The following is a 13,903-nucleotide window of genomic DNA, read 5'->3' on the forward strand; positions in this document are numbered from 1 at the left end:
CCTATTTTCTGCATCATTGAAAATATTAACTTTTCGCTCCTGGGGTGAGATTATGTCTACTATTGATGCACAAGCTGTAGCACAACGTATTGATACCGTGCTGGATATCCTGGTGGCGGGCGATTATCACTCTGCGATCCGTAATCTTGAGATCCTGAAGTCTGAACTTCTTGCTCAGAATGGTGCCGACAATGCGCCAGAAAACCGTCAGCCAAAGGCGCCGTGGGAAGTTTAACCCCAGCGTTCCCGACCTCGTTTCGCTTTATTAAATGGATGCTATGAATTCCCGACAACAAATCATTTTGCAGATGGTCATCGATCAGGGGCGCGTAAGCGTGGTCGATCTTGCTAAAACCACGGGTGTTTCTGAAGTCACCATCCGTCAGGATCTTAATCTGCTGGAAAAACAGAGCTACCTCCGTCGTGCGCATGGATATGCTGTCCCACTCGACAGCGAAGACGTTGAAACGCGAATGATGAATAACTACGCGCTTAAACGTGAACTGGCAGAATTTGCCGCGTCTTTAGTGAACAATGGTGAGACCGTTTTTATTGAAAACGGCAGCAGCAATGCCCTTCTGGCGCGTACGCTTGCCGATCAAAAAGACGTTACCATCATCACGGTCAGCAGCTATATCGCGCATTTACTCAAAGAAACACGCTGTGAAGTGATTTTGCTGGGGGGAATTTACCAGAAAAAAAGTGAAAGTATGGTAGGTCCTCTGACACGCCAGTATGTCCAGCAGGTTCATTTCAGCAAGGCGTTTATCGGGATCGACGGCTGGCAACCGGAGACAGGTTTCACCGGCCGGGATATGATGCGTTCTGACGTAGTAAATGCTGTACTCGAAAAAGAATGTGAAGCCATTGTGCTTACGGATAGCTCTAAATTTGGCGCTGTTCACCCTTATACAATGGGGCCAATTTCTCGCTTTAGTCGCGTCATTACCGATGAACGTTTGAGCGACGTCCACCGTAATAAACTGGAAGATGACGGACTCATCGTCAATATTATTAAAACCCCCGCCTGAGCACAGTATGCGCCCGACTTTCGGGCGCATACGCAGCCCATTCTCTGAGATGATTCCTAACCTCCCTTTAAGAGTTTTTACCTGTTTAAGCTGGCCTAAAGTCGTAAAATTAATGTTAGCGATATAACAGGAAGTGACTATCACCTGCGTGATTACGTAACGCCTGCGCGACCAGCTTTCGCGGAGAACAGAATTAAGTATTCGATTCGTCTATACTTAATGTGTACATCTTTCCGTGAATCGATAATTCAGGAGAAAGTATTATGACCTTAACCAGCAAAAAAGTAGCCGCCGCTGTTCTGGCAATCACTGTAGCAATGTCCCTGAGCGCTTGCTCTAACTGGTCTAAACGTGACCGCAACACCGCTATTGGTGCCGGTGCCGGTGCTCTCGGTGGTGCAGTATTAACAGATGGTAGTACGCTGGGGACATTAGGTGGGGCGGCTGTCGGTGGTATTATCGGTCACCAGGTTGGTAAATAATAATTCGATAAGCCATCCCCGATATTACTCTATTTAGAACGCATTTCAGGTCTGACTTACGCACGTATATAAAACAAGCCACGGCATTTGTCGTGGCTTATTTCTGTTAGCCGCCTGCCAGCTTAACTTTCATGCCTTTGGCTTCGAGCAGCGATTTAATTAAATCGCGTTTATCACCCTGAATTTCGATTATGCCGTCTTTCACGGCACCACCGCAGCCACATTTCTTTTTCAGTTCAGCCGCCAGCTTTGCCAGTTCCGCATCATCCAGATCGATCCCGGAGATAAGGCATACCCCCTTTCCTTTTCGCCCACTGGTCTGACGCTGGATCCGAACAATACCGTCCCCCTTCGGACGTTCCGCTTTCGTTTTCGGTTCGTCTATCCGTCCGCTTTCGGTAGAGTAAACAAGACGGCTGTTGGAATCTGTCATTACGCCCCCTTTTTCAGCGACGCGTTGATAGCCTTAAGGGTCTCTGCCGGGTTCGCAGACTGCGTCACCGGACGTCCGATGACCATGTAGTCAACACCTGCAGCCAGTGCCTGTTCAGGTGTCATTATACGGCGCTGATCGCCCACGTCGCTGCCTGCGGGGCGGATCCCCGGGGTAACAAGTTTAAAATCCTGCCCCAGGACTGATTTGAAACGCACCGCTTCCTGAGCCGAACAGACAACACCATCAAGACCGCAATTTTGTGTCAGACGTGCGAGGCGCTCAGCATGTTCCGCAGGTGACAACGTCACACCCAGGTCGCGTAAATCACTTTCGTCCATACTGGTCAGCACGGTGACCGCAATCAGCAGCGGTGCATCTTTACCGAACGGCAGAAGCGCTTCGCGGGCGGCCGTCATCATTCTTGCTCCACCCGACGCATGAACGTTAACCATCCATACCCCCAGCTCCGCGGCGGCTGCAACAGCGTGCGCCGTGGTGTTTGGAATATCATGGAATTTAAGGTCGAGGAAAACGTCAAAGCCGCGCTGTTGCAGATCGCGTACGATTTGCGGCCCAAACAGCGTGAACATCTCTTTGCCAACTTTCAGACGGCAGTCGCGAGGATCGATACCGTCGACAAAGGCCAGAGCTGCGTCGCGCTTATTGTAATCAAGCGCAACAACAACAGGAGAATCCGTAATTACGCGGGAAGTGGAGGAAGTAACAGACGTCATGACCAGCCCTTTTCGTCTATGGGCGCGCAGCGGCGCGGAACAGATAAACGGCGAGCATTCTACCTGCCGCCGCCGCAAATTGACAGAATCCATTTGTTTTCCTGCCAGGCTGGCAAACCGCACGGAGTTCAGGAAGCGGTAAACATCATCAGTATGTTGTAACTAAAATGCAGTGTTTTAAAAAATTACTGCCCGTCGAGGCCACGAATTGGCTTGATGGTGGACCATGCACGGCATGAAGGACAGTGCCAGTAGAGCGTATACGCGGTAAACCCGCACTTCTGGCAACGATAGCGCGGCTTGCTGCGCACCTGCTCGCCTACCATGTCGCGCAGCACCATCAGGCTCTCTTTAGCACGCCCCTCTTCAGCATCATTCAGGTGGTAATCCATCAGCTTATGGAATACCCGCATGGTCGGATGACGCTGCAACTGACGCGTAATATAAACCTGCGCGGTGTCGCTCCCCTCATACTTCTCAACCACGTCTGAAAGCATCAGCTCTGCGGTCGCACCGGTATTCTCTTCCACACAACGACGCAGGAACGCCACCCACTCTTCCTGCTTACCCAACTGTTGATAGCAGGTTTGCAGCATCTCCAGCGTTTCGCTGACCAGCTCTTTGTCCTGGTCGATAACACGCAGCAAGCTTTCAACGGCTTTGGCGTAATCGCCATTCGCCATAAAGACGCGCCCCATCATGATCGAAATACGCGCGCTATTACGATCGGCGGCGGCGCCTTTCTTCAACAACGCCATGGCTTTGTCCATGTCGTCGCTGCCCATCTGCTGAAGGGCTAATTCGCAGTAGAAATGCGCTATCTCTACGCGCTGTTTATCTTTACCCAGCTTAACCAGACGTTCCGCGGTATCGATAGCTTTTTGCCAGTCGCTGGTGGCCTGATAAATCTGCAGCAGTTGCTGTAGTGCGCCGATACGGAAATCAGTTTCATCCACCAGCTGCGAGAACATATCTTCAGCACGATCGTACAGCCCTGCGGCCATATAATCCCGCCCCAGCTGTTGTACCGCAAGGAGTCGCTGGTCGTAGGTCAGGGAGGCACTTTCCATCAGGGTCTGGTGGATACGAATTGCGCGGTCAACCTCGCCGCGTGAGCGGAACAGGTTCCCCAGGGTGAGATGCGCTTCAACGGTTCCCGTATCCTCTTTAAGCATATCGAGGAACAGGTCTACCGCTTTGTCCTGCTGATTACTCAGCAGGAAGTTAACCCCCGCAACGTAGTCACGGGAGAGTCGGTTGGCCTCATCCTGCTTTGTTTGTTGCGCACTTCTGCGGCCCATATACCAGCCATAGGCTGCGGCTACAGGCAAAAGCAGAAACAACAACTCCAGCATAGTCGATTATTCCTTCACGACCGGCACACCAGAGCTTTCCGGAATGTCGGACGCAGGCGCAATGTTATTTTCGAGGCGTTTAATTTTACGTTCAGCGCGCGCAAGAGAAACACGGACTTTCAACCAGAAAAGACCACAAACCAGCCAGCCAATGGCAAAGCCCGCAGCAAATAAGACCGCCAGCAGGCTCGATACCCGGTACTCGCCCTGCGCCAGCAGATAGTTAAACGTCACCTGTTGGTCGTTTTGTGCACCCAATGTGACTGAAATGACAAAAATCGCCAATACCAGTAAGAAAATGAGTAAATATTTCACATTACTTCCCGTTATGTGGTTCAAGCGAATAAAGTGTGTTCAATTCACCGCAATCAGTCTTATAAACTACCATTTTAGTGACGGGCGCGAAACGGAAAAAGTAACGCGCCAGCTATGGATTTATGGGCGAAAGACGGATTATCAACCGTCAACCGTCACTTTGCTCCCTTTCGGCAATTTCTTCTTTCTCTTCGAGCGGTGGCGTTAACGGACCGCAGAGTCGTTCGGCAAGCCAGGTCGCCAGCGTGACCAGCAGCCATGAGATCAGCGTAGCGACCGCCAGGTCCTGCGGCCAATGCATCCCCAGCAATAGGCGGCTGCCCATCACTCCGGTCGCCCAGGCCAGTAAAATCACGATAGTCACGGTTCGTCGTCTCGGCCAGAGTAATCCAACGCCCAGTAACGCCCAACTGGCCGCAAACATGGTGTGGCCAGAAGGAAACGCGAACCCCGTCTCTTTTTGCCAGTGTTTACGCAAAAACTTCGGAATATCCTGCTGTTCAGCAAGCTGTTCTTTCACCAGTGCGCCACGATCTTTACGTTTTAAATTGTAGAATTCATCCACAGGAATATGGTGAGTTTTTTCCAGCCAGACGACAAAAGGCCGTGGCTCCTGAACGCGATCTTTAACCCAGGATTTCACGCCCTGACCAATCAAAATGGCAGCACCGAGGATCGCAAAAAGCATTAGCGCCGCCCGCAGTCGAAAACGCAGACACCACAGAAACCACGCGCAGAGAAGGACGTGAGTAATAATTCCCCACGGCTGTGTGACGGTTTCCGTTATCCAATATAACGTTTTCAGCCATGCCGCATTCTGCCCAGGCTGCCACATCCAGCCCGAAACCCATACGGCCAGAGGCATAATCAGTAAAATGGCCGCACCTGCTGCCGTTCGTCTGGCGATTGAAAGCATGTCTTCTCCTTTTTTGCTAAGCGTCACAATCATAACTGAAATTTATTCGATACGTGGATATGTCGGATCGTGCGTTTAACGTTCATATAGCATGGTGCCCATTAGGTGAACATGCTGAGCTTGTGGCAAAATGAACTGATACAGAAAGCAAAACAGGCGAAAGGCACGGCACGTGTCAGCCTACTCTGGAGAATCACATGCAGCTTAAACGTGTGGCAGAAGCCAAACTGCCAACCCCATGGGGCGATTTCCTGATGGTGGGATTTGAAGAACTGGCAACCGGACAGGATCATGTCGCGCTGGTGTACGGCGACATTTCAGGGCAGACACCGGTTCTGTCCCGCGTACATTCGGAGTGTCTGACGGGTGATGCGTTGTTCAGCCTGCGCTGTGATTGCGGTTTCCAACTGGAAGCAGCGCTGACTCACATCGCAGAGGAAGGCCGTGGGGTTCTGCTCTATCATCGTCAGGAAGGCCGTAACATTGGTCTGCTGAATAAAATCCGCGCCTACGCGCTGCAGGACCAGGGCTACGATACGGTGGAAGCGAACCATCAGCTCGGCTTTGCCGCCGATGAGCGTGACTTCACCCTGTGCGCCGATATGTTCAAGCTTTTGGGTGTAGATGAAGTTCGTCTGTTGACCAATAACCCGAAAAAAGTGGAAATCCTGACCGAGGCGGGGATCAATATCGTTGAGCGTGTACCGCTGATTGTGGGCCGCAATCCCAAAAATGCCCACTATCTTGATACCAAAGCCGCAAAAATGGGCCACCTGCTGAAAGAGTAAGAGCAAAAAGCCCGGCACGCGTGCCGGGCTGGTTTCGTCAATCCAGCATCTTACGAATCACGTAATGTAAAATACCGTCGTTCTGGTAATAGGTCAGCTCTGTTGCCGTATCAATACGACACCGGCACTCCAGTACCTCGGTTTTTCCGTCTGCCCGCGTTAATTTCACTGGCACCGTTTTACCGGGCTGTAAATTTTGCAGACCACTAATGTCAATCTGCTCCTCTCCGCTCAGGCCCAGCGTTTTACGCGTGACGCCCTGCGGAAACTCAAGCGGTAGGATCCCCATCCCAATAAGATTCGAGCGGTGAATTCGTTCGAACGATTCGGCAATGACCACACGAACACCAAGCAGACGCGGACCTTTCGCTGCCCAGTCACGGCTTGAGCCAGAACCGTACTCTTTCCCGGCGATCACCGCCAGCGGCGTACCTTCCTGTTGATATCTGACAGCCGCATCATAAATCGAAACGACTTCCGTACCTGGCAGATAGCGCGTCATGCCCCCTTCCACGCCCGGAACCATCTCGTTACGGATGCGAATATTGGCAAACGTCCCGCGCATCATGACTTCATGGTTACCGCGACGCGACCCGTAGGAGTTAAAGTCACGGCGTTCGACACCCCGACTTTGCAAATAACGGCCTGCCGGGCTGTCGGCTTTGATGCTCCCTGCCGGAGAGATATGGTCCGTAGTGACAGAATCTCCCAGCATCGCCAGAATGCGCGCACCGTGGATATCTTTAAGCGGCGCAGGTTCAGCCTGCATTTCATCGAAGAACGGCGACAGGCGAATATAGGTCGAATCATCCTGCCAGTCATAGGTATCCGACCCTGCGACGTTGATGGCTTTCCATTCCGGCGTACCTTCAAAGACTTCCGCATACTCTTTGCGGAACATCTCGGTTGACACTTTTTCAACGGCCAGCGCGATCTCACGCGAAGACGGCCAGATATCTTTCAGGTAGACCGGGTCATTCTTGCGATCGTGACCAATAGGGTCGGTCACCAGGTTGATATTCATGTTTCCTGCCAGCGCATATGCCACCACCAGCGGAGGCGAGGCGAGCCAGTTGGTTTTCACCAGCGGATGTATGCGCCCTTCAAAATTTCGGTTGCCGGAAAGGACCGCGCCTACCGTCAGATCACCCTGTTTGATCGCCGTTTCAATCGGCTCAGGAAGTGGGCCAGAGTTACCGATGCAAGTGGTGCAACCGTAACCCACCAGGTTAAAGCCCAGTTCGTCGAGATACGGTGTCAGTTTGGCCTGAGCCAGGTAATCCGATACGACTTTGGAGCCCGGTGCCAGCGAAGCCTTGACCCACGGCTGAGGTTTTAGCCCAAGCTCAACCGCTTTTTTGGCCAGTAAACCTGCCGCCATCAATACGCTGGGGTTTGAGGTATTGGTACAGGAGGTAATGGCTGCAATAACCACCGCGCCATCCGGGAGCTGATACTGATGCCCGTTCAGGACATAGTCGATCGGGCGATGATCTTTTTGCGCCACGTTCACTTCCAGTGCATTGCTGGCGGAAAACGCTTTGGGCACGTCAGTCAACGCGACCCGATCCTGAGGGCGTTTCGGCCCGGCAAGGCTCGCTTCAACGCTGCCCATATCGAGCTCAAGCGTGCTGGTGAAGACCGGTTCATCGCCCGGGTTGCGCCACATGCCCTGCGCTTTGGTATAGGCTTCCACCAGCGCGACCTGCTCTTCGCTGCGACCGCTAAGCCGCATGTATTCCAGCGTCACATCATCGATGGGGAAAAAGCCGCAGGTTGCGCCATATTCCGGAGACATATTGGCAATGGTGGCGCGGTCGGCCAGCGGCAGCGAATCCAGCCCATCACCATAGAATTCAACAAATTTACCTACCACACCATGCTTACGCAGCATCTGAGTGACGGTGAGTACCAGATCGGTAGCTGTTATGCCCTCTGACAGTTTTCCGGTGAGCTTGAAGCCCACCACATCCGGGATGAGCATGGATACCGGTTGTCCGAGCATCGCGGCTTCGGCTTCAATGCCACCGACACCCCACCCCAGCACGCCGAGGCCGTTGATCATGGTGGTATGTGAATCCGTTCCCACCAGCGTGTCCGGATAAGCCACCCACTCTTTATCCTGCAGTTCACTCCAGACGGCTTTACCCAGGTATTCAAGGTTAACCTGATGGCAAATTCCGGTGCCTGGTGGCACGACGCTAAACCGGCTGAATGCCTGTTGCCCCCACTTCAGGAAGACATAGCGCTCGTGGTTGCGTTCCATCTCCAGACGTACGTTTTCACCAAAGGCGTCGTCATCACCAAAGCGGTCAACGGTTACGGAGTGGTCAATGACGAGATCCACAGGCGAAAGCGGATTCACTTTTGCGGTATCCCCGCCAAGGCGTTTAACGGCCTCGCGCATAGCGGCTAAATCAACCACTGCGGGAACACCGGTGAAGTCCTGCATCAGGACCCGGGCCGGGCGATAAGCGATTTCTCTGTCGGCGTGGGCATGCTTCAACCACCCTGCCAGCGCCTGGATATCTTCGAGGGTGACAGAATCACCATCCTGCCAGCGTAAGAGATTTTCCAGCAAAACTTTCAAGGACTTGGGTAAACGCGAAATGTCCCCAAGCGTCCTGGCAGCCAGCGGCAGGCTGTAGTAATGCCAGGTTTTATTTTCTGCCTGTAATGTGTCCTTACTGGCTTCGCGTAGGGTTAACGACATAAGCTCCTCCTTAATTACAGAGATGTCCTGACAATCATCAGGGCCGTAATTAAAGATAACACAAAGACGCTGTAACGTTTTGATAACAACCCAAATTGATAAATTCAGATGTGTTCAGAAGGTGAAAACAAAAAACCCCGCCGCAGCGAGGTTTTACAATTTAACGGAAGGCCAGCCAGATGAGCTGGCTCCAGAACAGAATCGACACGGTAAAAACGCCGATCCATGACCAGTATTTATGAGACGTCATGTTATTCATCATAGGGACACCAGGCATTATTTATAAACGTTTCCGAGGTTGCCCTCAGTTCTATATTGCTGATGTGTATTTATTAAAGAGTACAAAAATGCGGAGTCACTATTCAGACTATTTGCATCATTACGCAATCAACTAAATTATTGTTTTTTGGGTTCGTCTTCCGCGAACACATCAATAAAGGCTTGCTGCTGCGGCGTCAGTTTCCAGGATGCAGGCACAGTATTCGCAGGGGCTTTCCGCACCTTGTGACCATTGTCACGATGCTGACGCATCTGTTTTACCGTCTCTGTTCGTACCGTCAGTGCCATAGTTAACCCCAATATTTCCAGGCCAGGAGAGCAACCACCGCCCAAAAGGAGGCGGAGACGAGAAAGACCGCCAGCCAGGCTTTACGCTTAAGCGCAGGATCCCTTTGCGGTTCTTCACTTCCAGAAGGCATTGCTAACCTCATACAATCGACATCGCTTATCATTTAGGACCAAACAATTGGTACAATTAATCATCTGTTGAGATAAATCCTAAAGAAACTTTAGCCGAAAAGCCAGTGAATTTATGCATTGGGAGGTATGAAATATTCAATCTTTTGACCAGAAATAAATAACTGAAAAGAAATATTTGCGAAGCGTCAAATTAGTTTCTACTTTTGTCGCCAATTCACGACATTATAACCCTGCAGATAAAATGGGTAATGACATTATATGGCAGGGGAAGCGTAGATGATGATAATTCTAATTTAGCTTTGAGACGTTATTTCGGTATCTTTCCCTGATGGAAAGATACCGGGAGTGATTATTTTGCCGGGAGTTTGATGTCTTTAAACATCTCTTCAATATCTTCATTCGAGCGTAATGCGACGGCAGTATCAACCACGTCACGTGTTAAATGCGGGGCAAAGCGCTGAATAAAATCATACATATAGCTACGCAGGAAGGTACTGCGACGGAATCCAATTTTCGTTGTGCTGTGGCTGAAAATATCGTGCGCATCAAGACGCACCAGATCGGGGTCTGAAACCGGATCAACCGCCATGCTGGCAATGACACCCACCCCAAGGCCAAGCCGTACATAGGTCTTAATAACGTCAGCATCGGTGGCGGTAAAGACAATACGCGGCGTTAATCCTGCGCGGTTAAAGGCTGTATCAAGTTCTGACCGTCCGGTGAAGCCGAATGTATAGGTCACTAAAGGATATTGCGCCAGCTCTTCAATAGTCACCGACCCTTTACCCGCCAACGGGTGATCGGGAGTCACCACAATCGAACGGTTCCAGTGGTAGCACGGGAGCATAACCAGATCGTCATACAGGTGAAGTGCTTCCGTCGCGATGGCAAAATCCGCGTTTCCCTTCGACACCGCTTCAGCAATTTGCGTCGGTGACCCCTGATGCATATGCAAAGAGACGCGCGGATAACGCTCAATAAAGCCCTTAATAACACCTGGCAAGGCATAACGCGCCTGGGTATGCGTCGTGGCAATATACAGTGAGCCTTTGTCCGGCCAGGTATGCTCCCCCGCCACAGACTTAATCGCGTCGACTTTAGAGAGGACTTCCCGCGCAATGCGGATGATTTCCTGTCCTGCCGGCGTTACCTGCGTGAGATGTTTGCCGCTGCGGGCGAAAATCTGGATACCTAATTCGTCCTCCAGCATACGCACTTGTTTGCTGATGCCAGGTTGCGAGGTATAAAGCCCCTCAGCGGTAGACGAGACGTTAAGGTTGTGATTCACCACCTCAACGATATAACGAAGCTGCTGTAATTTCATGCCAGACCATCCGATTTAGCGCATGCGGTCAATCGCTTAAGACGATTTAATAATAAAAAACAGATTAACTATAACCACTATATCATTTATAGCCTGACTGTATAGTACGGAACAAAAAATAATAACAAGGTAATAAAAAAGGGCCGGAAATCCGGCCCTTTTACAGGTAAGTTACGGTTAGGGAAGATTATTTCTTGCCTTCAACCCATTTGCCATCGACAAAGAAGGCTGACCATCCGGTCGCTTTACCCTCTTTCTCTGCCGCAACGTACTGCTGCTTAGTTTTACGGCTAAAACGCACCACGGTTTTGTTGCCTTCCGGATCCTGCTGTGGCGCATCGGCCAGATACCGCAGTTTCTCAGGCAGACGATCGCGGAAGCGATGCAACTCTTCCACCAACGGTGCGCGCGTTTCACGCGATTTCGGGAAGGTGTTGGCGGCAAGGAAGACACCTGCGGCGCCGTCACGCAACACGAAGTACGCGTCTGATTTCTCACACGGCAACTCAGGCAGCGGAACAGGATCTTCCTTCGGCGGCGCCACCTCACCATTACGCAGAATTTTGCGCGTGTTTTTACACTCGTCGTTAGTACACGCCATGTACTTACCGAAACGCCCCATTTTCAGGTGCATTTCAGAACCACACTTCTCGCACTCCACAATCGGACCGTCATAGCCTTTGATGCGGAATTCACCCTCTTCGATCTCGTACCCGTCACACGTTGGGTTATTACCGCACACGTGCAGTTTACGTTTTGGATCGATCAGGTAGCTGTCCATTGCCGTGCCGCATTTTTTACAACGGCGTTTGGCGCGCAGGGCGTTGGTTTCTGCGTCATCACCTTCCAGCACGTTAAGAACTTCGTTCTCAGGAACCAGGTTAATGGTGGTTTTGCAGCGCTCTTTTGGCGACAGCGCATAACCGGAGCAGCCAAGGAACACGCCCGTTGTTGCAGTACGGATCCCCATCTTGCGGCCGCAGGTTGGGCAGTCGATGCTGGTCAGTACCATCTGGTTAGGCAGCATCCCGCCTTCTTCAGGATCTTTCTCCGCTTTTTCAAGCTGACCGGTAAAGTCGCTGAAGAAGCTGTCGAGTACCTTTTTCCATTCCGCCTGATGGCTGGCAACCTGGTCGAGGCTGTCTTCCATCTGCGCGGTGAAATCGTAATTCATCAACTCGCGGAAGTTGGCTTCCAGACGGTCAGTCACGATTTCACCCATTTTCTCCGCATAGAAACGACGGTTTTCAACGCGTACGTAGCCACGGTCCTGAATGGTCGAGATGATTGACGCGTAGGTCGACGGACGACCAATACCGCGTTTTTCCAGCTCTTTCACCAGGGAGGCTTCGCTGAAGCGCGCAGGCGGCTTGGTAAAGTGCTGAGCCGGGATCAATTCGACCAGAGACAGCTCGTCACCTTTGTTAACCGCCGGCAACGTGCGGTCTTCATCACCTTTACGCAACGCTGGCATGACTTTCGTCCAGCCATCGAAGCGCAGGATGCGGCCACGCGCCTTCAGTCGGAAATCACCTGCGCCGACAGTCAGCGTGGTGGAGTCGTACTGCGCTGGCGTCATCTGACATGCTACGAACTGGCGCCAGATCAGCTGATAAAGCTTCTGCGCGTCGGCTTCCATGTCTTTCAGCGACTCGGCTAAAACAGAGACGTCAGAAGGACGGATCGCTTCGTGCGCTTCCTGAGAGTTCTCTTTGCTGGCGAACTGATTGGCACTTTCCGGCAGGTATTTCTTACCGAAATTGTCACTGATGTAGCTGCGCACCATGTTAACCGCGTCCTGGCTCAGATTGGTTGAGTCGGTACGCATGTAGGTGATGTAACCCGCTTCATACAAACGCTGGGCCATCATCATGGTTTTCTTTACGCCATACCCCAGACGCGTGCTTGCAGCCTGTTGCAGCGTAGAGGTAATAAACGGCGCACCTGGCTTGCTGCTGGTCGGTTTGTCTTCACGCTCCAGCACCTGATAGCGTGCTTTTTCCAGCAGCGCCACGGCGGCCATGGTCTGGTCACGGTTTTCAGGGCGGAACGGTTTGTCGTTCTGATGACTCACCTGTAACGGCAGAGCGTCACCGCCCGGCGTGGTCACATTGGCGTCGACTTCCCAGAACTCTTCCGGCACGAAGGCTTTAATTTCGCGTTCACGCTCGACGACAAGACGCACAGCGACAGACTGCACACGACCTGCAGACAGGCCACGGGCAATCTTCTTCCACAGCAGTGGAGAAACCATGTAACCCACAACGCGGTCCATAAAGCGACGCGCCTGCTGGGCGTTTACACGGTCGATATTCAGCTCGCCCGGCTTCTCAAACGCCTGGCGAATCGCATTCTTCGTAATTTCGTTAAACACTACACGGCTGTAGCGTTTGTCATCACCACCGATCACTTCCCGCAGGTGCCACGCAATGGCTTCCCCTTCGCGGTCAAGGTCGGTTGCGAGATAGATGTGGTCTGCTTTTTCAGCAAGCTGCTTCAGCTCGTTAACGACTTTTTCTTTCCCGGGCAACACTTCATATTGTGCATCCCAGTTATGCCATGGGTTAACCCCCATGCGGTTGACAAGCGCGCTACGTTCATCCTTTTTAGGCTTTTTGGCCCCTTTGGTGGAGGTAGAGTCTGCGCTCTTTTTGCTGGCTGAGCCACTGGTCGGCAAATCGCGGATATGACCCACGCTGGACTTAACCACGTAGTCATTACCCAGATACTTATTGATCGTTTTGGCTTTTGCCGGGGACTCAACGATGACGAGAGCTTTACCCATATTCACCTTTACCTAATTTAATTCTTCCAGGAATACGCCGCACGTTGATTTCCCTTCCGCTGACGGCGAGCCAATGATATTGCGGCCGCGTCAGGAGATATCAACCCCTTTGTCTTACCGGACGTCAAAGAAAACACGCCCAGGTGATTGAGTTATCGGGTATTTTTCTCACATTTCGTATAATTCGTGACGAATTCCCGGTCGAATGTCAAGCAATTCTGTTGCCAGAATGACGAAAGCGCACACTCTACCTGATAAAATTCGTTACGCAACTTTATTAGCATGCAAAAGCAAATCCCGCCAGCCAGGCCCCTGCTCCTTATCC

General features: G+C 51.8%; 15 protein-coding genes. 4 read left to right on the plus strand and 11 right to left on the minus strand.

Annotated elements, in window-relative coordinates:
* Positions 1–52: 52 nt before the first annotated feature.
* The 3 genes from ACJ9Y9_RS13055 to osmB all read left to right on the plus strand — a co-directional run bounded on the left by ACJ9Y9_RS13055 (position 53) and on the right by osmB (position 1,513).
* Positions 53–235, plus strand: coding sequence for a hypothetical protein (locus ACJ9Y9_RS13055; protein WP_024907126.1), 183 nt, complete (start codon positions 53–55; stop codon positions 233–235).
* Positions 236–278: 43 nt separating this feature from the next.
* Positions 279–1,031: a DNA-binding transcriptional regulator YciT gene (locus ACJ9Y9_RS13060; protein WP_028018807.1), complete on the plus strand. Its 753-nt coding sequence runs from the start codon at positions 279–281 to the stop codon at positions 1,029–1,031.
* 263 nt (positions 1,032–1,294) lie between these two features.
* Positions 1,295–1,513, plus strand: a complete 219-nt coding sequence (gene osmB, locus ACJ9Y9_RS13065; RefSeq protein ID WP_028018806.1) for an osmotically-inducible lipoprotein OsmB — start codon at positions 1,295–1,297, stop codon at positions 1,511–1,513.
* Between the two features lie 106 nt (positions 1,514–1,619).
* Here osmB and yciH read toward each other — a convergent pair whose 3' ends face one another.
* From yciH to pgpB, 5 genes are all read right to left on the minus strand, one after another.
* The gene (gene yciH, locus ACJ9Y9_RS13070; RefSeq protein WP_028018805.1) at positions 1,620–1,946 is read right to left on the minus strand and encodes a stress response translation initiation inhibitor YciH; all 327 of its coding nucleotides are present in this window, start codon (positions 1,944–1,946) and stop codon (positions 1,620–1,622) included.
* Complete coding sequence (gene pyrF, locus ACJ9Y9_RS13075; RefSeq protein ID WP_028018804.1) at positions 1,946–2,683, minus strand: orotidine-5'-phosphate decarboxylase; 738 nt, start codon at positions 2,681–2,683, stop codon at positions 1,946–1,948. The genes yciH and pyrF overlap by 1 nt, the downstream gene beginning before the upstream one ends.
* Positions 2,684–2,868: 185 nt before the next feature.
* Positions 2,869–4,038, minus strand: a complete 1,170-nt coding sequence (lapB, locus tag ACJ9Y9_RS13080; protein ID WP_028018803.1) for a lipopolysaccharide assembly protein LapB — start codon at positions 4,036–4,038, stop codon at positions 2,869–2,871.
* A gap of 6 nt (positions 4,039–4,044) precedes the next feature.
* Positions 4,045–4,353 (minus strand): LapA family protein, encoded by a 309-nt coding sequence (locus tag ACJ9Y9_RS13085; RefSeq protein ID WP_023312067.1) that lies wholly within the window; start codon positions 4,351–4,353, stop codon positions 4,045–4,047.
* A 148-nt stretch (positions 4,354–4,501) separates the two neighbouring features.
* Entirely contained in the window at positions 4,502–5,269 is a 768-nt protein-coding gene (pgpB, locus tag ACJ9Y9_RS13090; RefSeq protein WP_028018802.1) for a phosphatidylglycerophosphatase B, read from the minus strand.
* Between the two features lie 197 nt (positions 5,270–5,466).
* Between pgpB and ribA the strand changes: the two genes are divergently transcribed.
* A complete protein-coding gene (ribA, locus tag ACJ9Y9_RS13095; RefSeq protein ID WP_028013401.1) occupies positions 5,467–6,057 on the plus strand; it encodes a GTP cyclohydrolase II in 591 nt (196 codons plus the stop codon).
* A gap of 37 nt (positions 6,058–6,094) precedes the next feature.
* On the opposite strand, the gene acnA is transcribed toward ribA, so the two are convergent.
* From acnA to topA, 6 genes are all read right to left on the minus strand, one after another.
* Entirely contained in the window at positions 6,095–8,770 is a 2,676-nt protein-coding gene (gene acnA / locus ACJ9Y9_RS13100) for an aconitate hydratase AcnA (RefSeq protein ID WP_028018801.1), read from the minus strand.
* A gap of 160 nt (positions 8,771–8,930) precedes the next feature.
* The gene (gene ymiC / locus ACJ9Y9_RS13105; RefSeq protein WP_032666976.1) at positions 8,931–9,029 is read right to left on the minus strand and encodes a small membrane protein YmiC; all 99 of its coding nucleotides are present in this window, start codon (positions 9,027–9,029) and stop codon (positions 8,931–8,933) included.
* A 137-nt stretch (positions 9,030–9,166) separates the two neighbouring features.
* Positions 9,167–9,337 carry a hypothetical protein gene (locus ACJ9Y9_RS13110; RefSeq protein WP_032666965.1) on the minus strand — a complete coding sequence of 57 codons (171 nt, stop codon included), beginning with the start codon at positions 9,335–9,337 and terminating at the stop codon, positions 9,167–9,169.
* Positions 9,338–9,339: 2 nt separating this feature from the next.
* The gene (locus ACJ9Y9_RS13115; protein WP_218064857.1) at positions 9,340–9,480 is read right to left on the minus strand and encodes a YmiA family putative membrane protein; all 141 of its coding nucleotides are present in this window, start codon (positions 9,478–9,480) and stop codon (positions 9,340–9,342) included.
* Positions 9,481–9,818: 338 nt separating this feature from the next.
* Entirely contained in the window at positions 9,819–10,793 is a 975-nt protein-coding gene (cysB, locus tag ACJ9Y9_RS13120) for an HTH-type transcriptional regulator CysB (protein ID WP_006175683.1), read from the minus strand.
* Positions 10,794–10,980: 187 nt separating this feature from the next.
* Complete coding sequence (gene topA, locus ACJ9Y9_RS13125) at positions 10,981–13,578, minus strand: type I DNA topoisomerase (protein WP_028018800.1); 2,598 nt, start codon at positions 13,576–13,578, stop codon at positions 10,981–10,983.
* Positions 13,579–13,903: the final 325 nt, after the last annotated feature.

Origin of the sequence: Enterobacter sp. CPE_E1241, assembly GCF_045618265.1 — a bacterium.
Taxonomy (GTDB): Bacteria; Pseudomonadota; Gammaproteobacteria; order Enterobacterales; family Enterobacteriaceae; genus Enterobacter; species Enterobacter adelaidei.

Bases quoted from the DNA above. Each gene is read 5' to 3' on its own strand.
- lapB (WP_028018803.1), bottom strand. From the start codon at position 4,038: ATGCTGGAGTTGTTGTTTCTGCTTTTGCCTGTAGCCGCAGCCTATGGC.
- topA (WP_028018800.1), bottom strand. From the start codon at position 13,578: ATGGGTAAAGCTCTCGTCATCGTTGAGTCCCCGGCAAAAGCCAAAACG.
- yciH (WP_028018805.1), bottom strand. From the start codon at position 1,946: ATGACAGATTCCAACAGCCGTCTTGTTTACTCTACCGAAAGCGGACGG.
- acnA (WP_028018801.1), bottom strand. From the start codon at position 8,770: ATGTCGTTAACCCTACGCGAAGCCAGTAAGGACACATTACAGGCAGAA.
- ACJ9Y9_RS13055 (WP_024907126.1), top strand. From the start codon at position 53: ATGTCTACTATTGATGCACAAGCTGTAGCACAACGTATTGATACCGTG.
- pyrF (WP_028018804.1), bottom strand. From the start codon at position 2,683: ATGACGTCTGTTACTTCCTCCACTTCCCGCGTAATTACGGATTCTCCT.
- ACJ9Y9_RS13115 (WP_218064857.1), bottom strand. From the start codon at position 9,480: ATGAGGTTAGCAATGCCTTCTGGAAGTGAAGAACCGCAAAGGGATCCT.
- osmB (WP_028018806.1), top strand. From the start codon at position 1,295: ATGACCTTAACCAGCAAAAAAGTAGCCGCCGCTGTTCTGGCAATCACT.
- ribA (WP_028013401.1), top strand. From the start codon at position 5,467: ATGCAGCTTAAACGTGTGGCAGAAGCCAAACTGCCAACCCCATGGGGC.
- cysB (WP_006175683.1), bottom strand. From the start codon at position 10,793: ATGAAATTACAGCAGCTTCGTTATATCGTTGAGGTGGTGAATCACAAC.
- ACJ9Y9_RS13110 (WP_032666965.1), bottom strand. From the start codon at position 9,337: ATGGCACTGACGGTACGAACAGAGACGGTAAAACAGATGCGTCAGCAT.
- ACJ9Y9_RS13060 (WP_028018807.1), top strand. From the start codon at position 279: ATGAATTCCCGACAACAAATCATTTTGCAGATGGTCATCGATCAGGGG.
- ymiC (WP_032666976.1), bottom strand. From the start codon at position 9,029: ATGAATAACATGACGTCTCATAAATACTGGTCATGGATCGGCGTTTTT.
- pgpB (WP_028018802.1), bottom strand. From the start codon at position 5,269: ATGCTTTCAATCGCCAGACGAACGGCAGCAGGTGCGGCCATTTTACTG.